Source organism: Cellulosimicrobium sp. NPDC030954 (assembly GCF_055571305.1).
Genome location: NZ_JBVIFN010000002.1, coordinates 229,849 through 251,958, shown reverse-complemented (window position 1 = coordinate 251,958; position 22,110 = coordinate 229,849). Strand labels below are relative to the sequence as shown.

Sequence of the window (22,110 nt, the reverse complement as noted above, 5' to 3'; positions counted from 1 at the left end):
TGGTCGATCGAGGTAGAGGCGTGGTCGCGTTTCCCGACGGCGTGTGGTCACCCTGGGTGGTCGGGGTGGGTGGTGGTGCCGCGTCTACCATCCGCGCCGCTCGTTCCTCGCGTCGCTCCCGCCGGGCCCGACCACGACGCGGCACCACCACCCACCCCGACCCGGTGTCGACTCACCCGGGTCGGTGCTCACCACGACCAGGGCTCTACCTCGGCCGACCAGGGCTCTACCTCGGCGGACCTGGGCTCTACCTCGGTAGGCTGACCGGCTCCGTCGCAGGCGAGCGGGCGTCGTCGGGCGGGGTGGCGCCGGCGACGCCGACGACGTCGGCGGGGCGGCGGCCGACGAGGAGGATGATCCCCAGGCCGGCGGCCGTGAGCACGACGCCGGTCCAGGCCGGGGCGAGGTAGCCCCAGCCGGCGGCGATGACGAGGCCGCCGAGGAACGCGCCGTTGGCGTTGCCGACGTTGAGCGCCGAGTGGCACAGGGCCGCGCCGAGCGACGGCGCGGCGGGCGACAGGTCCATGAGGCGCGTCTGCAGCGCGAGACCGAGGACCTGGGAGGTGACGCCGAGCAGGAAGAGCGACAGCACGGCGGGGACGGGGTGGCGGCCCGTGAGGGCGAACAGCGCGAGCGTCACGCCCGTGGAGACGAACCCGAGGTAGACGGTGCGCATGACGGAACGGTCGGCGAGCCGGCCGCCGAGGACGGTGCCGACGGTCATGCCGACGCCGAAGATCGCGAGCACGAGCGGTACCGCGGCGGACGAGAGGCCGGTGACGCGCGTGATGGTCGGCTCGACGTAGGAGTAGACGGCGAACATGCCGCCGAACCCGACCGCGGCCCCGACGAACCCGAGCCAGAGCGGACCGTTGCGCAGGGCGCCGAGCTCGCGGCGCACGCTCGAGTCCTCGTTCCCCGCGCCGGCCGGGATCAGCCACCAGAGGGCGGCGAGCGTGACGAGACCGAGCGCGCCGACCACGACGAACGCGGCGCGCCAGCCGAGCTGCTGCCCCGCGAACGTCGAGAGCGGGACGCCGACGACGTTCGCGATGGTCAGCCCGGCCATCATGGTCGCGACGGCGCGCCCCCGGCGCCCGGGGCCCGCGACGGCGGCGCCGACCGCAGCCCCGACGCCGAAGAACGCGCCGTGCGGCAGCCCCGCGAGGAACCGCCCGGCGACGAGCGTCTCGATGCTCCCGGCGGTCGCGGAGAACAGGTTGCCGAGCGTGTAGAACGCCATGAGCGCGACGAGCAGCGTCTTGCGGGGCAGGCGCGCCGCCACGACGGTGAGCAGCGGCGCCCCGACGACCACGCCCACGGCGTAGGCGGTGATGGCGTGGCCCGCCGTGGGGATGGAGACGTCGAGGTCGGTCGCGATGTCGGAGAGCAGGCCCATCGTCGCGAACTCGGTCGTGCCGATGGTGAAGCCGCCCATCGCGAGCGCGAGGAGCGCGGGCCCGGCCCCGCGCAGGCGTCCGGCGCGTGTGGGAGGGACGTCCGCGGGGGGCGCGGGCGTGGCGGTGCTGTCGGTCATCGTGTCCTCGGGGCGTCGTGGCAGGGCGGCGGTGGAGACCTCGGACCGAAACACCGGCGATCGAATCGATTCGAGGATCGTCGACGACGTCGGCGACGAGAACAGGGGCAGGCGGCCAGTCTAGGCGGGGACCGGCTCCGCGCGCACGACCCACACGTGGTCCGCGGCGCGCAGGCCGAGCTGCGCGGGCGGCGTCGGGCGCGCGCCCGACGCGGCGTCGGGACCGACGCCCGCTTCGTTACCGTCCGGCGGCGACCACACGACGGAGAGGATGCCCGCGTACTCGCGGCGCTCGCGCACCTCCACGCCCGTGTCGAGGCCGACACCGATCTCCGCGAGGTAGCGCAGGACGTCCGGGTCGGCGTCGGAGATCCGCACCACGGTCCCCCGGTCCCCCACGACGAGGTCGGCGAGCGGGACGGCGGGCGGGCGGACGACGGTCCCGTCGGCACCGGGGATCGGGTCGCCGTGCGGGTCGCGCGTCGGGTGCCCGAGGCGCGCGTCGATCCGCTCCACGAGCAGGTCGGAGACGGCGTGCTCGAGCACCTCGGCCTCGTCGTGCACCTCGTCCCAGCCGTAGCCGAGCTCGGACACGAGGTAGGTCTCGAGGAGGCGGTGGCGTCGCACCATGGCGAGCGCGAGGCTGCGCCCGCGCTCGGTGAGCGTGATCGCCCCGTAGGGCGCGTGCTCGAGGAGCCCCTGGGCGCTGAGCCGGCGGACCGTCTCCGACACCGTCGAGGCGCCGACGCCGATGCGCTCGGCGAGGAGCTTGGTCGTCACCTTCTCGTCCGACCACTCCTGGGCGGCCCAGACGACCTTGAGGTAGTCCTGGGCGACGGGCGTCAGGTCGGTCGGGTGGTCCACCCGACCACCCTAGGTCACGGGCCCGTCGAGGCCCTCAGGGGCTCGCGGGCCGGACGAGCTGGAGCCGCACCTCGACCGTGCCCTCGTCCCGCACCTGGACGGGGGCGCCGGGCGGCACCGCGATGCCGTAGTCGGAGAAGCGCACGCCGATCGCCCCCGTCGCGAGCACCCCGTCGCCCGACCGGCGGGCCTCGAGCGCCACCGTCACGGCCTCGGTCTCGTCGCGGATCGTCAGCGCACCCGACGCCTCGAGGCGCACCGGCGCCGTCGTGGACGCCAGCTCGCTCACGTCGAGCGGCGAGGTGAGCGAGAACAGCGTGGTCGGGTAGAGGTCGGTCTCGAGGGCCTGCTGGAGCTGGCGGTCCGCCACGGAGGACCCGGTGCGGAGCGTCGTCGTCTGGACCGTCACCGTCGCGGTCTGCAGCGAGCCCGACCGCACGTGGAACGCTCCCGTGACGTCCGGGGTGACGCCCAGGAGCACGGCCTCGTCCGCCGGGACGTCCAGGACGTCGGCGCGGAAGCCCGCCTCGGACCCGGCGCCGACGACCCACTCGCCGTCCACGTCGAACGGGCCGGGGACGACCGGGGCGGCCGACGCCGTCTCCTCCCCCGGCGACTGCAGGCCCAGCGGCGGCGGGGTGCGGCCCTCGCGCACCTCCGAGTACACGAACGGCGCGAGGAGCACCACGACGAGCGCGAGGACCACCGACACGACGATCCAGCGCGTGGACCTGCTCATACGGCACATCCTGCCGTGTCCGGCCGCGCGCGGCGAGGACCGACGCGCGCCGTCTCAGCCCTCGGTGGCGGGCGCGCCGTCGGTCGGCTCGTCGGCGGGGACGTCCCCGCCCTCGACGCCCTCCTCGCCGCCGTCGTCACCCGCGGGCTCCTCGACCACCGGCACGCCCGACGGCGTGGGCCAGGCGATGCGCGGCCAGACCTTGGCGGACTCGTCGGTCCCGATCTGCACCAGCTGCCAGTCGACGATGCGGCGCCGCTCGGGGTCGAAGCGGAGCACCGTCATCTCGGCCGTGCCCTTGAGCGGGCCGATCCGGAGCTGGTCCTTGACGGCCCCCGCGGTGCTGCCGCTCACGTACCGGACGCCGCCGCCCATCCGCGCCGGCCCGGAGCGGGTGTGCATGTGACCGGAGATCTGGTTCGGGACGCAGCCCGAGTCGAGCGCCTCGTTCCCCATGCGCGGCGTGTGGATCAGGAGGAGGTCGATGCCGTCGCCGTCCTCCTGCTCCGCGCACGCGACCTCGGTCAGGCGCGCGGCGTACTCCTCGGGCGTCTCCTCGCGGGGCGGCTGGCTGCCGAGGCCGAGGCGCGTCTCGAGCGGGTCGCGGTCGCCGAGGATGCGGATCCCCTCGACCTCGACGACCTTCCCGTCCAGCACGGTCTGTCCGTTGGCGCGCTCCTGCGCCGAGGTCTCGACGCTGTCGTGGTTGCCGTCGGAGACGACCATGGTCGCGCCCTTCGGCACCGCGGACGCGAACGAGTCGACGCAGAACGACTCGACCGCCGTGCCGTTCATCGTCGTGTCCCCGGCGTTGAGCACGATGGACGCGCCCGACCGCTCGGCCGCGGTCCGGATGAGCGGCGCCATGCCCGTGTTGCAGTGCAGGTCGCTCACGACCAGGAGCGTGACGAGGTCCTCCTCGGCCGCGGGCTCCGGAGCGGGCTCCTCCGTCGCCTCGGCGTCGGCCGAGCCCTCCGCGCCGGAGACCTCGCCGCCCGCGTCCTCGTCGCCGGTGCCCGACGGCGGGGCGTCGGTCGCCCCGTCCTCGTCCCCCGTGGCGCGGGTCCCCTCGGGCGACGTCGCGTCGTCGGGCGACGGCTCGTCGTCGGACGTCGCGGTGGCCGCGGGGCGCGGCGCGGTGAGGCGCTGGATGCGGTCGCGTCGGTCCCAGGCCGCGACGAGGTTGGCGTCCGCGCGCGCGTAGAAGTCCTCGTTCTCGCGGTACAGGTCGATGAGCATCGCGCCGTAGGTGTCGACGACGCCCGCGAGCCGGCCGGTGATGCGCGCGCCCTCGAGCGGCGTCCCGTCGAACACGGCGGACGCACGCTGGGACGGGCCGGTCGTCGTGCCGGGGTCGCTCGCGACGAGCGACCCGGCGACGAGGGACACGAGGACGACGCCCGCCGTGATCTCGTACGTGCGCGGCGCGACCCGCTCGGTGAGCTCGCGGCGGCGCGGCGGGCCGAGCAGCAGGTAGAGCCCCGCACCGACGGCCGCGACGACGAGGATCGCGAAGCCCGTCCGGCGCAGCGCGTCGACGACGAGGGCTCGCGCGACGGAGCCGATCGTCTCCTGCGGGCCGCCGAAGAAGCGCAGGTAGTCCTCGAGGTCCTGCGACAGGCCCTCGAGCGTGTCCGCCTGCCCGACCGCGGTGAGGTCGGCGGGGATCTCCTCGACGGTGACGTCGGCGCCGAGGCCGAGCGGCAGCGGGGAGTCGATCTGGATGGTGCCGAGCGGGCCGAGGTCGACGGTGACGAGGCCGTTGGTCGTGACCTCGTAGAGCGCCTCGTGCGGGCCGAGGCTGCGCTCCGCGGTCGCGGTCGTGACCCCCCACACGACGCACGGCACGAGCGCGAGCAGGACGGCGAGGGTCCAGCGGACCCAGCGGGGCGGGGTGCGGTGCGGACGGCTCATCACCGCCCAGCCTCCCGGATCCGGGCTCCCGTCGCCAACCGCGAGCGCCGCGCGCCCCGCCGCGAGGGTGCGGCGGGACGCGCGGTGCGTGGCGTCGTCAGGACTTCGCGCCCCGCAGCGTGACGAGCGCCACGCCCGCGGCGACGAGCATGAGCACGACCCCGATGAGCGACGTCGTGCCCACGCCGCTGCCGAACGCGGCGTGCGCGGAGTCGAGCAGCGCCTGCGCCTGCCCGGCGGGCAGGGTGGACGCGACCTGGGTGGCGCCGCCGAGCGTCTCGGCCGCGGCGACGGCGTCGGCCGCGGGGACGCCCGCCGGGACGACGACGTTCGCGTGGTACGACGCGGTGAGGATGCTCCCGAGCACGGCGGTGCCGAGGACGGCGCCGACCTCGTACGCGGTCTCGGAGATCGCGGACGCCGCGCCCGCCTTGGCGGCGGGGACGGACGACACGATGAGGTCGTTCGACACGGTCTCCGCCGCACCGACGCCGAGCGACAGGACGACGAACGCCACGACCAGCAGCAGGAGGGTGCTCTCCCCCGCGCCCGCGGCGACGACCGCGTAACCGGCCGCGGAGAACAGCAGCGCGACGGCGACGACGTGCGCGGGTCGCACCCGGCGCACGACCCGCACGACGCCCAGGCCCGCCACGATCATGACCAGCAGGCCGGGCAGGAGCGCGACACCCGCCTGCATGGGGGTGAGCCCGAGCACGAGCTGCACGTCCTGGGAGACGAAGAACAGGAACCCGACGAGCGAGAACACCGACAGCAGGTTGACGAGCACGGCGCCGCTGAACGCGCCGTGGGTGAAGAGCCGCACGTCGATCATCGGGTCGGGCCGGCGCAGCTGGCGGCGCACGAACAGCGTCCCGGCGACCAGCCCGACGACGACGCTGCCGACCGCGAGGGTGCTCACCCCGGACTTGGCGAGCATCTTGATGCCGTAGACGACGGGGGTCATGGTCGCCATGACGAGCACGATCGACAGGACGTCGATGCGGCCCGGGGCGGGATCGCGCGACTCGGGCACGAAGAACGGTGCGAGCGCGAGCAGCAGCACGAGCACCGGGACGGCGAGGAGGAAGACCGAGCCCCACCAGAAGTGCTCGAGCAGGAACCCGCCGACGATCGGGCCGAGGGCCGACCCGGCGGCGAAACCGGCCGCCCAGATCGCGATGGCCAGACGTCGCTCCTCGCGGTCGACGAAGACGTTGCGCAGGAGCGAGAGCGTCGACGGCATGAGCATCGCGCCGAAGAAGCCGAGAGCGGCGCGGGACGCGACGAGCGCGCCGGCCGTCGGCGCGTAGGCGGCGACGACCGACACGGCCGCGAACCCCACGGCCCCGACGAGGAGCAGCCGGCGGCGGCCGACGCGGTCGGCGAAGGAGCCCATCGGCACGAGCAGGCCGGCGAGCACGAGCGGGTAGATGTCGATGATCCACAGGAGCTGCGTCCCGCTGGGGCGCAGCGACTCGGAGATCTGGGGCAGCGCGAAGCTCAGCACGGTGTTGTCGATCGACACGAGCAGCACCGGGAGCATCAGCACGGCGAGCGCGAACCAGCGGCCGGCTGCGCCGCGCACGGGCCCGCGCGTCGCGGGCGCGTGCTGGGCGGCCGGGGTGGCCGTCGGGGTCGTCGTCACGGGGGTCGTCACGGCGAGAGGTCCTTCCACGTTCTGCGGGCGGTCGGGGCGGCGCGGTGGCGCCGAACTTCCAAACCGTCCAGACGGTACAGTAACGATCTCGACGCTCGCCGTCATCCCGAGGACGGTGTGACGCTGCGCACCGCCGCCGTCCGAGCGAGCGCCGCTCCGTCCGGACGGCCGGTGCGCCGTGCCCTCCCACTACCCTCGGAACCATGCCACCGCCCCCCGCCGCCCGCGCCAAGGTCCTGCGCGCGTTCGCGTCCCTCCTCGTCGAGCAGGGTGAGCGCGCCGCCACGCTCGAGGCCGTCGCCGAGCGCGCCGGGGTGTCCAAGGGCGGGCTGCTCTACCACTTCGGCTCCAAGGACGCGCTCGCCGACGGTCTCACCGAGCACCTGCGCGAGCTCACCGCCGCCGACGTCGAGACGATGCGCGCCGCGCCCGCGGGCGCCGTCGACTACCTCATCCGCACCTCGACGCTCGTCGACACCGAGTTCGAGCTCGTCTACCTCGCCGTGTCCCGGCTCGCGCAGGGGTCGTACCCGCGCGCCCGCGCCGCGCTCGACGGCGCGCACGACGCCTGGACCCGCGCCGTCCTCGACGAGGTCGGCGACCCCGTCGTCGCGCGCGCGATCGTCCTGCTCAGCGACGGGCTCTACGCGCACGCCGCGCTGAGCAGCGACGTGCTCGGCCGTGTCACGGGCGGCACGGCCGAGACCGACGACGGCGACGGCGTCCCCGAGGAGGACCTCGCCTTCCGCGGGCCCCGACCCGGCGACGACGTCGACGACCTCCTCCGGCTCCTCGACGAGCTCGTCGCGCTGCGCCGCCCGTCGACCGCCTGAGCCGGGACCGTCCCGCGACGCCGGAGGCCCGGTGGCACGCCTGTCGACGCGCCACCGGGCCTCCGGATCCCGGGGGTGCTGCCTGCCGCTACCCGCCGAACGAGAACGCCACGGAACGCTCCCGCGTGACCTGCTCACCGTCGACGTCGGCGGCGAACGAGACGTCCACCTGGCCCTCGACCGGCTCCGTCGTGCGCACGGCGAACGCCTGGTAGGCGCTCGCCCCCGCCGCGACGCGCGGGAAGTGCTTGCGCCCGAACGGCGTCACGACGCTCACGTCCGCGGTGCTGTCACCCTCGTTGAGCACGCGCACGCTGAGATAGAGCTTGCCCGCGAGCCAGCGCGGGCTCACGTCGACGGAGAAGTGCGGCCCGGGGTCGTCGGCGCACGGGTCGGCCGTCGGTGCGTCCTCCCAGACAGCCCCGTAGGACCGTGAGTACGCCCACCCGTCGACCCACGCCGACGCGCCGAGCACCAGATCGATGTCGTCGAGCCTCCACGTCTCGTCGTAGGCCGGCGAGACCGTACCGTCGCCGTGCGTGACGAACCCCGGCCAGGGCTCACGGGTGACCCACGGGTGGCCGAAGCCGGCGTCTCCGTACACGACGTCGTACCCGGTGTTCGGCCCCTCCCACGAGATGAGGAACGAGCTCTCGTCCACTCCCGCCGGGGGGTCGACGGCGATGTCGACGAACGGCTCGCCGGCCTCGCACACCGGGGTCACCGAGACGACCTCGAGCGCACACCGCGGCCGCACGACGGAGTGCCACTCGAGGAGGAGCCGTCCGTCCCCGAGACCTCGCCACTCATCCGTCGTCCCGGCGCCGCCGGGGAACTCGTACCCGGCCGCCGCCGTCGCGACGATGCCGCCGTCGCCGCGCGTGTACGAGACCTGCGCGGTGTCGAGCGGGAGGTGCACGTCCTGCGGCGTCGCCGCGCAGTCCGTCAGGGCCGGGGGCGTCTCGGGCACGACGATCTCGCCGCCCGAACCGCAGGACGAGACGCCCGACTCGTCGCGGTCGAAGGCGTCGTCCTCCGCGTCGACGACGACCTGCCACGCCTGGCCCGACCACTCGTCGAGCCGGGTGCCGAACCAGTAGGAGCCGTACCCGTCGACGATGCCCTCGGTGACGACCTCGGCGTCCACCGCGACGGTGACCGCCGAGCCGGCAGGAAAGCCGCCGAGCGAGACGTTGAGGTTCCCGCAGTACGCGTCAGCGGAGAACCAGTCGCTGGGCGGCTCTCCGCACGGCGTCGTCGTACCGCCGTCCGAGAAGTCCTCGTCGACGTCACCAGGGGCGTCGACGACGACGCTCCAGTCGTGCGCGACCGAGCCGTCGACGTCGTACCAGAGAGTGTGATGCCCGTCGAAGACGACGTCGTCGACGGTCTCGCCGTCGACGGTCGCGACGAACGCCGTACCGTCCGGGTATCCGTCGAGCGTGACGTAGAGGGACGAGCAGCCGGCTTGGACGTCCGGGACGGCGGCGGCTGCGGGGGTTGCCGTGGCGACGGAGATGCCGCCGAGGGCCAGCACCGTCCCCACGGTGCCGGCAAGGAGCTTCTTCACTCGGTTCGTGGTCCTTCACGAGGGACGGCGGACGCCGTCGGCGGAGATGTCGAGCGCATTCAACCAGACCTGGGCACGACCTGGACATCCCCGACGAACCGCCTGTGCGGCCGGGACCGGGAGCGGCCGGTGGATCAGCCGTCGTAAGCCGCTCGCAGCGGTCCCAGGTCGAGCTTGGCCTGCGTCATCATCACGTCGACGACGCGCTGGGCACGGGCGGGGTCCGGGTCCTGCAGCATCGCGAGGAACTCGACGGGGACGACCTGCCACGACAGCCCGAACCGGTCCTTGAGCCAGCCGCACTGCGACTCCTGGCCGCCGTCGGTGAGCGCCGCCCAGTACTCGTCGACCTCGGCCTGCGACTCGCACTCGACGACGAACGACACCGCCTCGGTGAACGGGAACTGCGGGCCGCCGTTGATGGCGGCGAACCGGTGCCCCGCGAGCTCGAAGTCGGCCGACACCGCCGTGCCGTCGGGCTGGCGGAACACGTCGCCGACCTCCGCGTCGGGGAAGACGCTCGCGTAGAAGGTGATGGCCTCCTCGAGGTTGCCGTCGAACCACAGGCTCGGCACGATCGCGCGCATCGTCGTCTCGCTTCGTCGGTCTCGCGGGCGGCCGGACGACCACCCACCGGTTCCGACGCGTCCCGGGGGCCGAACTCATCGCGCGCCCCTGGCCCCGCGTCGGGTGGGCGGGGACGGCGGGGACCGACCTACGCGGACGCCTTCTTCCGCGTCGTCTTCGCCGTCGTCTTCTCCTTCGAGGACGACGAGCGGCCCGAGGTCTTCTTGGCCGCGGGCTTCGAGCCCTCGTCCTTCGCGCCACCGCCCTTGGCCCGGGAACCGGAGGAGCCCTTGCCCGACGACGAGGCGGCCTTGCGGCCCGAGCCGCCCTTCGCCGTCGACCCACCGGACGACCCCGACCCGCCGGCGCGGCTGCTCTTCGAGGACGCGACGGACTTGCGCAGCGCCTCCATGAGGTCGATCACCTCGGCGCCCTCGCCCTTCTCGGGCTGCTCGCCGAACGTCTCGGCGGTGTCGAGCGCGTCGCCCTGCTCGAGCTTGGCCTCGATGAGCTGGCGGAGCTGCACCTGGTAGTCGTCCTCGTACTCCTCGGGCGTGAAGTCCGCCTCGAAGCTCGCGACGAGCTGCGCGGACATGGCGAGCTCCTTGTCCGTCACCTTCGCCTCGTCGTCGAGCGAGGGGAACGCGGCCTCGCGCACCTCGTCGGCCCACAGCAGCGTCTGGAGGACGAGCACGTCGTCGCGCACGCGCATCGCGGCGAGCCGCGTGCGCTGGCGCAGCGCGAACTTCACGATCGCCGTCCGGTCGGTCTCCTCGAGCGTGCGCCGCATGAGCACGTACGCCTTGTTGGACTTCGAGTCGGGCTCCAGGTAGTAGCTGCGGTCGAGCAGCAGCGGGTCGATCTGCTCGCTCGGCACGAACTCGACGACCTCGATCTCGCGGCTGCGCTCGGCGGGCAGCGCGGCGAAGTCCTCCTTGGTCAGCACGACCGTGCTCTCGCCGTCGTCGTAGGCCTTGTCGATGTGCTCGTACGGCACGACCTCGCCGTCGATCTCGCACACGCGCCGGTAGCGGATGCGCCCGCCGTCCTTGTCGTGCACCTGGTGCAGCGGCACGTCGTGGTCCTCCGTCGCGGAGTACACCTTGACGGGGACGTTGACGAGGCCGAACGTGACGGCGCCCTTCCAGATGGCCCTCATCCGTCCATGGTGGCGCCCCGCCCGCGAGCCCGCGAGGGGTGGCGGCACGCGGGACGGCGCCCGGGCGGCGTCCGGGAGACGTCCGCGGCCCGCCGGACGACGGCGGCGCGCGTGTGGGTGGCTCGCGGCACCATGGTCTCGTGGCGGGGACGAGGTTCGAGTTCGAGGCAGAGCTGTGGCGGTGGGAGGCGCGCACCGACAGCTGGGTGTTCGCCGCGCTGCCGGAGGACGTAAGCGACGAGATCGCGGAGCTGCCGCTCCCGCCCGCGGGTTTCGGCTCGGTCAAGGTCGAGGTGACGCTCGGGGCGCAGCGCTGGTCGACGTCGGTGTTCCCCGACGCGCAGCGCAAGACGTTCGTCGTCCCCATCAAGGCCGCGGTACGCCGCGCCGAGGGCGTCGACGTCGGCGACCGCGTGACGATCGGCGTCGAGACGCTGCTCTGACCGGCGTCAGCCGAGCAGGCCGACGTGCAGCGCGCGCAGCACGGCGCGCGTGCGGTCGCGCGTCCCCAGCTTGAGCAGCACGGTCGACACGTGGTTCTTCACGGTCCCCTCGGCGAGGAAGAGCGCGTGCGCGATCTCGCGGTTGGAGAAGCCTGCGGCGACGAGACGGAGCACCTCGAGCTCGCGGTCGGTCAGCTCCTGCACCGGGCCGGTGCCGTCGTCCAGGTCGTCGGCGGGGAAGGTCCCGGCTCGCACCGCCCGGAGGAGCCGGTCGGTGATCGACGGCTGCACGAGGGTGCCGCCGGAGGCGAGCGTGCGGACGGCGCCCGTGAGCTGATCGAGCGTCACGTCCTTGAGCAGGTACCCCCGTGCCCCTGCCCGCAGGGCGCGGAGCACGAGCGCGTCGTCGTCGAAGGTCGTGAGCACGAGGACGGGGACGTCGTGCCCGCTCTCGGCCATCGCCTCGAGCGCCCAGATGCCGTCGTGGCGCGGCATGCGCAGGTCGAGCAGGACGACGTCGGGCTCGTGCTCGCGCACGGCCGCGAGCGCCGTCATCCCGTCCTCCGCCTCGGCGACGACGGCGATGTCCGGCGCGAGCTCGAGGAGGCTGCGGATCCCCTGCCGCACGAGCGTCTGGTCGTCGACGAGCAGGACGCGCACCACGGGTTCGCTCATGCTCCGGTCACGGTCGAGCCGACCGGTCCGGGGCCGTGCGCGAGGGCCCGGCCCTCGCCCTCGACGTGGCGGCGCTCGACGACGCTCCGCCGCACGGGGTCGAGCTCGACCTCGACCCGGAACCCGTTCCGCCCGTCGATTCGGACGGTCCCGCCGGCGGCGCGGACCCGCTCCTCGATCCCCCGCAGCCCGTTGCCCGGCTCCACGCGCGCGGCGCCCCACCCGTCGTCCTGGGCGACGAGCCGCACCCGACCCTCGTCGGCGCTGACGACGACGTCGAGCACGGTCGCCTCGGCGTGCCGGATCGCGTTGGTCAGCGCCTCCTGGACCACGCGCACGAGCACGACCGTCTGGTCCTCGTCGACCGTGACGTCGTCGTCGACGGCGACTCGCACGCGCGGCACGGTCACCCGCTCGACGAGCGCGCCGAGCGACTCCTGCAGGCTGGGCGCCTGCCGCCGCAGCTCGCCGACCGTGGCCCGGACGTCGCCGAGCAGCTCACGGGCGACGTCCTTGGCCCGCAGCACGTGCTCGCGCGCCCGGCCGCCGTCCTGGTGGCTCGCCGTCTCGAGCTCGAGGGCGAGGACGGTGAGCTGGTGGCCGAGGACGTCGTGCAGCTCGCGCGCGATCCGCAGGCGCTCGTCGGAGCGCGTCGACTCGTCCCGCAGCACGGCCGCCGCGCGCAGCTCGACGTGCGCGACGGCGAGCTGCTCGCGCATGCGCCGCTCGCGCTGGAAGGCGAGCGTCGAGCCGACGCTCGCGACCTGGAGCAGCAGGTAGATCATCGCGGTGAGCAGGGCGTCGGTCGCCGAGCCGCGCAGCCCGACGGCAGCACCGACGACCACGGCGTTCACCGCGACGACGACCGCGACGACCGGCACGGGCACCACGTACACGCTCAACGCCGCGACGACGACGAGCAGGATCGGGAGCCAGCCCGCGCCGGGCGCCGTGAGCACGAGCGTCCCCACGAGCACGACCTGCGCGCCCAGCAGCGTGTACGCGCGGGGCGTGGCGAAGCCCGACCCGAGGACGATCCCGACGGTGGCCAGGACGAACACCGCGAACACCGCGAGCCAGGCCACGACGGGGAGCGTCAGGGCGTCGGGGGCGGCGATCGGGACGAGCGCCCCGATGCCGAGGATCACGACGAGCATCGCGATGCCCGCCCACACCTCCGGGTCGGTCCGTCGCATCCCCCCACCCTACGGATCCCCTAGGCGGGTGCGACGTGCCGGAAGTCATGGGTGAGGTCGGTGACGACCGGCACGCGCGGGACGGTCCGTGCGGTCCCTAGCGTCGGAGGAGGCCGGCAGGTGCAGGACGCCCCGACCGGTCGCACGGACGCAGCGGACGAGCAGGAAGGACGACATGGACGCCGTCGACGCACGGAACCTCACGAAGCACTACCGCCGCAGGGGCGGGACCACGACGGTGGTGGACGACGTCAGCCTCGTCGCCGTCGAGGGCGAGGTCCTGGGGATCCTCGGTCCCAACGGGGCGGGGAAGACGACGACGGTCGAGATGGTCGCGGGCGTGCGCCGCCCCGACCACGGGTCCGTGCGGGTGCTCGGCCTCGACCCGTTCACGGACCGTGCCGCGGTGCGTCAGGTGCTCGGGGTGCAGCTCCAGTCGGGGTTCCTACACGGCGCGCTGACGGTGCGCGAGCTCGCGCACCTCTACCGCACGTTCTACCCCGCGGGCCGCGACCCCGACGAGCTGGTCGCGACGCTGGGGCTCGAGGAGCAGCGCGACGTGCGCTACGAGCGGCTCTCGGGGGGCCAGCAGCAGCGGGTCGCGATCGTCCTCGCGCTCGTCGGGGACCCGCGCGTCGTGATCCTCGACGAGCTCACGACCGGCCTCGACCCGCAGGCCCGCCGCCAGGTGTGGGGCGTCGTCGAGGGTCTGCGCGACGGCGGCGCGACCGTGCTCCTCGTCTCGCACCTCATGGAGGAGGTCGAGCGGCTGTGCGACCGCGTGACGCTCATCGAGAGCGGTCGCGTCGTCGCGCACGACACCCCGGCGGGCCTCGTCGCGAGCGCCGGGCTGGACCAGCGCGTGCGCTTCCGCGTCGCGGAACCGCTCCCGCCCGCCCTCCTGGACCGGGTCCCCGGCGTGGACGAGGTGGCGGTCCGCGGGGAGCAGGTCGTGGTGACCGGGCACGGCGACCTGCTCCAGGAGGTGAGCACCGCGCTCGTGCGCGCAGGCGTCGTCGCGACCGAGACCCGGCTCGAGCGCGCGACGCTCGACGACGCGTTCCTCGCGCTGACCGGACGCCCGCTCACCGAGGTCCCGACGGGCGATCCCCGCGCGACGACCGCCCCGACCGAGGAGGCCGCATGACCACCACCGCGCCCGCCGTCACGACGCCGTCCGGGCGGCGCACCCCGCACCGCCCCGGGCCGCGCGCGTGGGTCGCCCTCGTCGGCGCCGAGGCCCGGATGGTCGTGCGCGACACCGCCGGTCTCGTCATGCCGTTCGGCATGCCCGTGCTGATCCTCGTCATGTACGGCGTCAGCGACGCCACGACGATAGTCCTTCCGGGTTCGGGGGGAAGGACGGCGTTCGACGTCTTCGTGATCCCGGTCGTGCTCGCGATCGTCGTCGGCATCATCGGCGTCATCAACATGCCGAGCTTCCTCGCCTACTACCGGCGGTCCGGGGTGCTCAAGCGCTTGTCCGTCACGCCCGCGTCGCCCGCCATGGTGCTCGTCGCGCAGGTCGTGGTGAGCGTCGCCCAGACCGTCGGGGGCGTCGCGCTCGCGCTCGTCGTCGCGACGGTCGCCTTCGACGCGCGGCTCCCGGCGTCCCCGGGGGTCGCGCTCGCCGTGCTCGCCCTGGCGTCGGCGGCGATGTACGCGGTCGGGATGCTCGTGGCCGCCGTCGCGCCCACCCCCAACGCCGCGCTCGCGCTCGGTCTCGTCGCGTTCTTCGCGTTCGGGGCGACCGGGGGCATGTTCGGCGACGTGTCGAACCTTCCCGAGCCGGTGGCACGGCTCGGGGAGCTGCTGCCCTTCGGCGCCGCGGTGCAGGCGCTCGGTGACGCGTGGGCAGGGCAGCCCGTCGAGGTCTCCCACCTCGTCGCGCTCGGTGGCGCGGTCGTCGTCGGCACCGTCGGCGCCGCGCGCTGGTTCCGCTGGACCTGAGCCCGCACCCCCGCCGGCCGTCGCCGCTCGCCCCCGCTGGGGTGGGCGGCGTCAGCCGTCGCGGCGGCGCTCGTGGAACGCCTCGTCCGCGACCTGCACCGTGCGCATGAAGCTCTCGACCATCTCGCGCGGAGACACGAGAGCGTCCGTCGTCTCGACGGGCTCTCCCGCGCCGTCCAGCTCGCGGACCTCGTCGTGGATGCGCTCCATGGTCGTGTCGAGCGTCGCCGCGACGTCGGCCGCGAGCTTGAGGGCGTCGGTGAGGTGCTGGGGCACGTCGCGCTGGTACTTGTAGTAGATCTTGTGCTCGAGGCTCGCCCAGAAGTCCATCGCGATGGTGCGGAGCTGGATCTCCACGACGACGTCCTCGACCCGGTCCGAGAGGAAGACCGGTACCTTCACGATGAGGTGCAGGCTCTTGTAGCCGTTGCCCTTGGGGTGCGCGATGTAGTCGCGTTCCTCCAGCACGGTGAGGTCGCGCTGGCCGACGAGCATGTCGCGCACCCGGTAGATGTCGGAGACGAAGCTGCACGTCACGCGCACGCCCGCGACGTCGAACATGTTCTCCCGGACGCCCTCCGGGGTGAGCGGGATCCCCTTGCGCTGGGCCTTGGCGAAGATCGAGTCGATCGACTTCAGGCGTGAGCCGAGGTGCTCGATGGGGTTGTAGTCGTGGATGTGCCGGAACTCGTCGCGCAGGACGGTGATCTTGGTCATCACCTCGTCGATGCCGAACTTGTACGTCATCATCAGCCGGCGGAACTCGCGCACCCGCGGACGGATCTCCCCGGACGGTGGGACGTCGTCGGTCGTCAGGTGCGTCACGGTGGTCCTCTCGGTGCGGCCTCGTCCCAGCGGTCTCCCCGGATGGTCGGACCGCCTCCTCCAGTGTGCACGGTCGGGGACGCCGGGAAGTTCCCGCGTCGGCCCGCGGACAGGGCCCTTGGTCCCTCGTCCGGACCCGTCCCGCGGGCGGCGCCGCCCCGTGCGCGCCACGATGGGCCCATGGCCACCTCATCGAGCCGCGGCGCGGGCGAGACGGTGAGCGTCGGGGGCCACCGCCTGCGGCTCACGAACCTCGACAAGGTCCTCTACCCCGCCACCGGCACGACGAAGGCCGACGTCCTCGCGTACCTCGCGGCCGTCGCCGACGTCATGCTCCCCCACTGCGCCCACCGGCCCGCGACGCGCAAGCGCTGGCCGGACGGTGTCGACGGGCAGGTGTTCTTCCAGAAGAACGCGGGGCAGGGTGTGCCGTCGTGGGTGCGCACGCGCCGCATCCAGCACAAGAGCAGCACGAACGACTACGTGCTCGTCGACGACCTGGCCACGCTGACGTGGCTCGGCCAGACGGCGTCGCTCGAGCTGCACGTGCCGCAGTGGCAGTTCGGCCGCACCGGCGTCCACCTGAACCCGGACCGGCTCGTCCTCGACCTGGACCCCGGGCCGGGGGCCGGGCTGGCCGAGTGCGCGGAGGTCGCGCGCCTGGCCCGGCAGATCCTGCAGGGCATGGGGCTCGACCCCCTGCCCGTGACGAGCGGATCCAAGGGCATCCACCTGTACGCCGCGCTCGACGGCAAGCAGGACGCCGCGGCCGTCTCCGCCGTCGCGCACGAGCTCGCGCGCTACCTCGAGGCCGAGCACCCCGACCTCGTCGTGAGCGACATGAAGAAGTCGCTGCGCGGCGGCAAGGTGCTCGTCGACTGGAGCCAGAACAACGGCAACAAGACGACCATCGCGCCGTACTCGCTGCGCGGGCGCGAGCACCCCACCGTCGCGGCGCCTCGCACGTGGGAAGAACTCGACGACCCGGACCTGCGCCACCTCGACAAGGACGAGGTCGTCGAGCGCGTGCGGACGATCGGCGACCCGCTCGCCGCCCTCACCCTCGGTCACCTCTCCGCGCTCGAGCCCACACCCGAGCGCATGGCGACGTTCGAGCGCAAGGGCGCTGCGACGTCGGGCAGCGACGACGACCCCGGGACGAGCGACGCCGAGCGGCCCGACCGCCTGCACCGCTACCGGTCGATGCGTGACGCCCAGCGCACGCCCGAGCCGGTGCCGGACGACGCACCGCCCCCGAGCGCGGGCAACAGCTTCGTCATCCAGGAGCACCACGCCCGGCGGCTGCACTGGGACTTCCGGCTCGAGCACGACGGCGTCCTCGTGAGCTGGGCGCTGCCCCGCGGCGAGCCGACGGACCCGAAGAAGAACCACCTCGCCGTCCAGACCGAGGACCACCCGCTCGCGTACGGGTCGTTCGAGGGCACGATCCCGAAGGGCGAGTACGGCGCGGGCGAGGTGACGATCTGGGACGCCGGCACGTACGACCTGGAGAAGTGGCGGGACGGCAAGGAGGTCATCGTCACCCTGCACGGAGAGCAGCACGGCACGCGCCGTCTCGCGCTCATCCACACGGGCGGCCGCGACGGCCGCGAGGACGACAACTGGCTCATCCACCTCATGGCCCCGCGCGGCGGCACCCCGGGACCGGTGTCCGCGGGAGGCCGCGACCAGGGCGAGACGAAGAAGGCGGGTGGGGCGCTCGCGCCGGGTCGTGGCGGGTCTGGCGGGAGCGCCGAGGAACGAGGCGCGGATGGTAGACCCTGCGCGAGCGCCCCACCCGCCACCCAGCCCGACCACGATCACGATCACGATCACGACGAGCCGACGCCAGCGCGGACGGACTGGCGGCCCATGCTCGCCTCGCCCGCGTCGGCCGGCGACCTGCACGACGGCGACGACTGGGCCTTCGAGATGAAGTGGGACGGGTTCCGAGCTCTGGCGCACGTGTCGCACGGCCAGGTGCGGCTCGTGAGCCGCTCGGGCAAGGACATGACGGTGACGTACCCGGAGCTGCAGGCGCTCGCCGAGCAGGTCCCGGCCGAGGCGCTGCCGGTCGTGCTGGACGGCGAGATCGTCGCGCTCGACGCGCGAGGACGGCCGAGCTTCCGGCGCCTGCAGCAGCGCGCGAACATCGCCAAGCCGGGGGACGTGGCGGCGGCCCGGCGCAAGGTCAGCGTCGACCTCATGGTGTTCGACCTCCTGGAGACCGCGGGCCGGTCGCTCGCCAAGCGCCCGTACGACGAGCGGCGCGAGATCCTCGAGGACGTGCTGGGCGACGCGCGAGCCCCGGTCCACGTGCCGCCCGCGTTCGACGGCGACCTCGACGCGGCGATGGAGACGTCGCGGCGGCTCGGCCTGGAGGGGGTCGTCGCGAAGCGGCGCGACGGCACGTACTCGTCGGGCCGCCGCTCGGCGCTGTGGCTCAAGCTCAAGCACGCGCAGTCGCAGGAGGTCGTCGTCGTGGGATGGCGCCCGGGGCACGGCGACCGGACGCACCTCGTCGGGTCGCTCCTGCTCGCGGTGCCCGACGGCGACCGGCTGGTCTACGTGGGGCGCGTCGGGTCGGGCTTCACGGACGCGGAGCGGCGCGACCTCGTCGCCGAGCTCGGCCGGATCGAGCGCACGACGCCGCCCGCGACGGGCGTCCCGCGCGACGACGCGCGCGACGCGCGCTGGGTGTCGCCGCGCCGGGTCGCCGAGGTCGTCTACGCCGAGTGGACGGGGCCCGGCGAGGGCGAGGGCGACGACATCCCGTTCGGCAAGCTGCGGCACCCCGTGTGGAAGGGGTGGCGACGCGACAAGGCGCCGGCCGACGTCGTGCGCGAGGAGCCCGCGACGCTCGACCGCTGACGGCCGGGTGGCGGACCGTTGACGCCGGCTCTCGCCCCCGGGACCGTTGCTGCGTCGAGGTTCCTCGGCTCCCCTCCGACGCAGGACGGTGACCATGACCGACACGTCCTCCGCACCTCCCGCCCCCGAGCGCCCGCCCCGGCTCCCGCCGCGCTGGTTCGTCCGCACGGCGTGGGTCGTGCACCGCGCGTACTACCGGGTCACGGGGCACCGGCGCGGCCTGTGGCGCCCGCAGCCCGCGAAGTGGGGCACGCTCCTGCTCCGCACGGTCGGGCGACGCACCGGCCGCGAGCACGACGTCATCGTCGGCTACGTCGTGGACGGCCCGAACCTCGTCACGCTCGCGATGAACGGCTGGGCCGCGCCCGCGCCCGCGTGGTGGCTCAACCTCCAGGCGCACCCCGACACGACCGTCGAGCTGCACGGCGAGACGCGCGCGGTCCACGGTCGCGCGGCCGAGGGGGCGGAGCGCGCCCGGCTCTGGGAGCGGTGGCGCACGTTCGACCATGCGCTGGACGGCTTCGCCGCACGGCGCCCGACCGAGACGGCGGTCGTCGTGCTGGAGCCCCGGGCTGTGGAGGCGTCGGCCGACGACCGCGCGTGAGCCGGGCGCACCACCGACGCGTCCTCCCGGGCCGTCGTCCGGTCCTCGGCGAGCCCGGACGACGGTTCGGGTCCGCGAGGGGCACTCCGACGCAATTGGTATACCATTTTGCCATGGCTCCCCTCCCCGCTCCCGGTGGCGCCGCGCCCCGGCGCCGTCGCGCGCGCCGCACCCGGCACGTCGCCGCAGCGTGGGCGACGGCCGCCGTCGTCGCGCTGCTCGCCGCCTGCACCCCCGGCGCCGCAGGCGACACCGCCTCGTCCGCTCCCGTGCCGAGCCCCGACGTCACGTCCCCCACCCCGACCCCTGCGCCCGACCCGTCGGACGAGCCCGCCGTCCCCGAGGAGCCGGTGGGGGTGCCCGCGCGCTACCTGCTCGCGACAGAGGCCGAGTCCGACGGGCTCGCCGTCGTCGACCCGACGATCCGCGAGGGCAGCGCCGTCGTCGACCGCATCGAGGTCGGCGCAGCGCCGTGGGGCGTCGCCGTGCACGCCCCGACGATGCGCGCGTACGTCTCGACCGCCCAGGGCGTCGCCGTCGTCGACCTCGCCACGCGCGAGCGCATCGACCTGATCCCCTACCGGGACACGCCCGCCCGGGTCGGGTTCGGCGAGTACCGCCGCGGGGGCATGGGCATCGCGGTGTCGCCCGACGGCACCCGGGTCTACGTGGCCGTCCACCGCGGTGACTCGTCCACGCTCGAGACGATCGACGTCGCCGCGCGCGAGGTCCTCGCGAGCACGCCCGTGGGCCTGCGGCCGTTCGACGTGCTCGTCGCGGCCGACGGCAGCGAGGTCTACACGGTCGACCACGACCAGTTCTCGGTGCACGTCGTCGACACCACGACGTTCGTGGCGCGGCGCATCGAGGTCGCCCCCTTCGGGACCGAGGGTGGGCTCGCGTCGTTCGAGAAGCCGCACTACGCCGTGCTCGACGACGACGGGTCGCTCCTCCTCCCCTACCAGGGACGCGTCCTGGTCCGTCTGGACCCGGCCACCGGCACGACGACGACCGTGCCGTCCGCGGCCGACAGCCACCAGCACGGCGTCGCCCGCACGCCCGACGGCCGCGTCGTCGTCGTGGGCAACGGCCCGTTCGGCAACGCCGCGGGCGGGCCGAACGTGACGGTGCTCGACCCCGCGACCGGGGCCGAGCAGGTCGCGCCGCTGACGCGCCGGCACGAGACCGCGACCACGTGGACCGACCCTGCGACGGGGGCCCTCCGCGCCGTGCTCGCCGGCGGCTACACCCAGGCCGAGGCGTGGGACGGCGCGACCGTCGTCGACCTCGCCACCCTCGCCACGTACGAGATCCAGATCCCCGGACGGCCCCAGGTCGTCGTCCCGCTCCCGGAAGGACCCGCCGCATGACCAGCCCGAGCAGCCCCCAGACCGTCACCGTCCTGCGCGACGTCCGCCCTTGGGGCGGCGAGCGCGTCGACCTGCACGTCGCCGACGGGCACATCGCCGCCGTGACGCCGCACGACCCGGCTACGCCCGCGCCGTCGGGCACAGGGACCGAGGACGGCGTCGTGGACGGTCGGGGCCTGCTCGCACTGCCCGGCCTCGTCAACGCGCACGCGCACGTCGACAAGAGCTGGTGGGGCAAGCCGTGGGTCAGCTACGGCGGCGAGGCGACGACCCAGGGGCGCATCGCGCACGAGCGCGCGCACCGCGACGAGCTCGGGATCCCCGGCGTCGACGTCACGCTCGCCGTGCTGCGCGAGTTCGTCCGCCACGGCACGACGGCGATCCGCACCCACGTGGACGTCGACCTCGGCCTGGGCCTGCGCGGCATCGAGGTCGTGCGCGAGGCGCTCGCCGCGCTCGGCGGCGCCGTGCACGCCGAGATCGTCGCGTTCCCCCAGGACGGCGTGCTGCGTCGCCCGGGCGTGCTCGACCTGCTCGACGCGGCCGCCGCCGCGGGGGCCGAGCACGTCGGCGGGCTCGACCCCGCGTCGATCGACCGCGACCCGGTCGGCCAGCTCGACGGGCTCTTCGCGATCGCCGAGCGCCGCGGCGTCGGGATCGACGTGCACCTCCACGACGGCGGCGACCTCGGCGCGTTCCAGGTCGAGCTCATGATCGACCGCACGCTGCGCGCGGGGCTCCAGGGCAAGGTCAACGTCGCGCACGGCTTCGCGGTCGGCGACGTCCCGGCGTCGCGCCAGGCGGACCTCGTCGCCGCGATGGGCGAGGCCGGCATCACCATGACGACGGTCGCGCCGATCGGCGCCGCGCCCCTGCCCGTGCACGCGCTGCGCGCCGCGGGCGTCGCCGTCGGGCTCGGCACGGACGGCATCCGCGACCTGTGGTCCCCCTACGGGACCGGCGACCTCCTCGCCCTCACGACGCAGCTCGCGCGCCTGTCCCGGTTCCGGTACGACGAGGAGCTCGTCACCGCAGCACGCGTCGCGACCTCCGACGCCGCGCGGTTCGTCGGCCGCGACGTGCACGACCTCGTCGTGGGGGCGCCCGCGGACGTCGTGCTCGTGGACGCCGAGAACGTGCCCGACGCCGTCGTGCGCGCCCCGCGCCGCGCGCTCGTCGTCGCCGGCGGCCGGGTCGTCGCGCGCGACGGCGACGTGCTCGTCTGAGCCCTCCCCGGGGCGGTCCGTCGCCCGGCCGCGACGCGTGCGCGGCCGGGCGATGAGTTCATGAGGCACCGGTCGTCTACCCCACGACACACGTACCGGGCGAACCG

Annotated in this window: 19 protein-coding genes; 8 read left to right on the top strand and 11 right to left on the bottom strand. The window is 74.3% G+C overall.

Annotation, left to right across the window (positions count from 1 at the left end; genetic code table 11):
• Nucleotides 1–247: 247 nt before the first annotated feature.
• From ACZ402_RS06140 to ACZ402_RS06120, 5 genes are all read right to left on the bottom strand, one after another.
• Nucleotides 248–1,537: an MFS transporter gene (locus ACZ402_RS06140; protein ID WP_375825956.1), complete on the bottom strand. Its 1,290-nt coding sequence runs from the start codon at nt 1,535–1,537 to the stop codon at nt 248–250.
• Nucleotides 1,538–1,657: 120 nt separating this feature from the next.
• Nucleotides 1,658–2,401, bottom strand: a complete 744-nt coding sequence (locus ACZ402_RS06135) for a metal-dependent transcriptional regulator (RefSeq protein ID WP_375825955.1) — start codon at nt 2,399–2,401, stop codon at nt 1,658–1,660.
• 34 nt (nt 2,402–2,435) lie between these two features.
• Nucleotides 2,436–3,140 (bottom strand): YceI family protein, encoded by a 705-nt coding sequence (locus ACZ402_RS06130; RefSeq protein WP_375825954.1) that lies wholly within the window; start codon nt 3,138–3,140, stop codon nt 2,436–2,438.
• Between the two features lie 54 nt (nt 3,141–3,194).
• Nucleotides 3,195–5,054 carry a metallophosphoesterase family protein gene (locus ACZ402_RS06125; RefSeq protein ID WP_375825953.1) on the bottom strand — a complete coding sequence of 620 codons (1,860 nt, stop codon included), beginning with the start codon at nt 5,052–5,054 and terminating at the stop codon, nt 3,195–3,197.
• A 97-nt stretch (nt 5,055–5,151) separates the two neighbouring features.
• A complete protein-coding gene (locus ACZ402_RS06120; RefSeq protein WP_375825952.1) occupies nt 5,152–6,714 on the bottom strand; it encodes an MFS transporter in 1,563 nt (520 codons plus the stop codon).
• 203 nt (nt 6,715–6,917) lie between these two features.
• Here ACZ402_RS06120 and ACZ402_RS06115 point away from each other — a divergent pair, with 203 nt between their 5' ends.
• Nucleotides 6,918–7,547 carry a TetR/AcrR family transcriptional regulator gene (locus ACZ402_RS06115; protein WP_375825951.1) on the top strand — a complete coding sequence of 210 codons (630 nt, stop codon included), beginning with the start codon at nt 6,918–6,920 and terminating at the stop codon, nt 7,545–7,547.
• 88 nt (nt 7,548–7,635) lie between these two features.
• On the opposite strand, the gene ACZ402_RS06110 is transcribed toward ACZ402_RS06115, so the two are convergent.
• The 3 genes from ACZ402_RS06110 to ku all read right to left on the bottom strand — a co-directional run bounded on the left by ACZ402_RS06110 (nt 7,636) and on the right by ku (nt 10,843).
• The gene (locus ACZ402_RS06110; protein WP_375825950.1) at nt 7,636–9,117 is read right to left on the bottom strand and encodes a hypothetical protein; all 1,482 of its coding nucleotides are present in this window, start codon (nt 9,115–9,117) and stop codon (nt 7,636–7,638) included.
• 134 nt (nt 9,118–9,251) lie between these two features.
• A complete protein-coding gene (locus tag ACZ402_RS06105; RefSeq protein WP_375825949.1) occupies nt 9,252–9,704 on the bottom strand; it encodes a VOC family protein in 453 nt (150 codons plus the stop codon).
• Nucleotides 9,705–9,832: 128 nt separating this feature from the next.
• On the bottom strand, nt 9,833–10,843 hold the full coding sequence (gene ku, locus ACZ402_RS06100) for a non-homologous end joining protein Ku (RefSeq protein ID WP_375825948.1): 1,011 nt from the start codon (nt 10,841–10,843) through the stop codon (nt 9,833–9,835).
• A gap of 140 nt (nt 10,844–10,983) precedes the next feature.
• On the opposite strand from ku, the gene ACZ402_RS06095 reads away from it, so the two are divergent.
• Nucleotides 10,984–11,286 carry a DUF1905 domain-containing protein gene (locus ACZ402_RS06095; protein WP_047233722.1) on the top strand — a complete coding sequence of 101 codons (303 nt, stop codon included), beginning with the start codon at nt 10,984–10,986 and terminating at the stop codon, nt 11,284–11,286.
• Between the two features lie 6 nt (nt 11,287–11,292).
• Here ACZ402_RS06095 and ACZ402_RS06090 read toward each other — a convergent pair whose 3' ends face one another.
• Both ACZ402_RS06090 and ACZ402_RS06085 read right to left on the bottom strand, forming a co-directional pair.
• Complete coding sequence (locus tag ACZ402_RS06090; protein ID WP_375825947.1) at nt 11,293–11,961, bottom strand: response regulator; 669 nt, start codon at nt 11,959–11,961, stop codon at nt 11,293–11,295.
• Entirely contained in the window at nt 11,958–13,157 is a 1,200-nt protein-coding gene (locus ACZ402_RS06085) for a histidine kinase (protein WP_375825946.1), read from the bottom strand. The genes ACZ402_RS06090 and ACZ402_RS06085 overlap by 4 nt, the downstream gene beginning before the upstream one ends.
• A 175-nt stretch (nt 13,158–13,332) precedes the next feature.
• Between ACZ402_RS06085 and ACZ402_RS06080 the strand changes: the two genes are divergently transcribed.
• Entirely contained in the window at nt 13,333–14,304 is a 972-nt protein-coding gene (locus ACZ402_RS06080; protein WP_375825945.1) for an ABC transporter ATP-binding protein, read from the top strand.
• The gene (locus ACZ402_RS06075) at nt 14,301–15,107 is read left to right on the top strand and encodes an ABC transporter permease (RefSeq protein WP_375825944.1); all 807 of its coding nucleotides are present in this window, start codon (nt 14,301–14,303) and stop codon (nt 15,105–15,107) included. Before ACZ402_RS06080 ends, ACZ402_RS06075 begins: the two co-directional genes overlap by 4 nt.
• Nucleotides 15,108–15,158: 51 nt before the next feature.
• Here ACZ402_RS06075 and ACZ402_RS06070 read toward each other — a convergent pair whose 3' ends face one another.
• Nucleotides 15,159–15,857, bottom strand: coding sequence for a GTP pyrophosphokinase (locus tag ACZ402_RS06070; RefSeq protein WP_375825958.1), 699 nt, complete (start codon nt 15,855–15,857; stop codon nt 15,159–15,161).
• Nucleotides 15,858–16,112: 255 nt separating this feature from the next.
• Between ACZ402_RS06070 and ACZ402_RS06065 the strand changes: the two genes are divergently transcribed.
• The 4 genes from ACZ402_RS06065 (at nt 16,113) to ACZ402_RS06050 (ending at nt 22,003) form a co-directional block, all read left to right on the top strand.
• Nucleotides 16,113–18,803 (top strand): ATP-dependent DNA ligase, encoded by a 2,691-nt coding sequence (locus ACZ402_RS06065; RefSeq protein ID WP_375825943.1) that lies wholly within the window; start codon nt 16,113–16,115, stop codon nt 18,801–18,803.
• Between the two features lie 94 nt (nt 18,804–18,897).
• Nucleotides 18,898–19,407, top strand: a complete 510-nt coding sequence (locus ACZ402_RS06060) for a nitroreductase/quinone reductase family protein (protein ID WP_375825942.1) — start codon at nt 18,898–18,900, stop codon at nt 19,405–19,407.
• A gap of 113 nt (nt 19,408–19,520) precedes the next feature.
• On the top strand, nt 19,521–20,777 hold the full coding sequence (locus ACZ402_RS06055; protein ID WP_375825941.1) for a hypothetical protein: 1,257 nt from the start codon (nt 19,521–19,523) through the stop codon (nt 20,775–20,777).
• Nucleotides 20,774–22,003: an amidohydrolase gene (locus ACZ402_RS06050; protein ID WP_375825940.1), complete on the top strand. Its 1,230-nt coding sequence runs from the start codon at nt 20,774–20,776 to the stop codon at nt 22,001–22,003. The genes ACZ402_RS06055 and ACZ402_RS06050 overlap by 4 nt, the downstream gene beginning before the upstream one ends.
• Nucleotides 22,004–22,110: the final 107 nt, after the last annotated feature.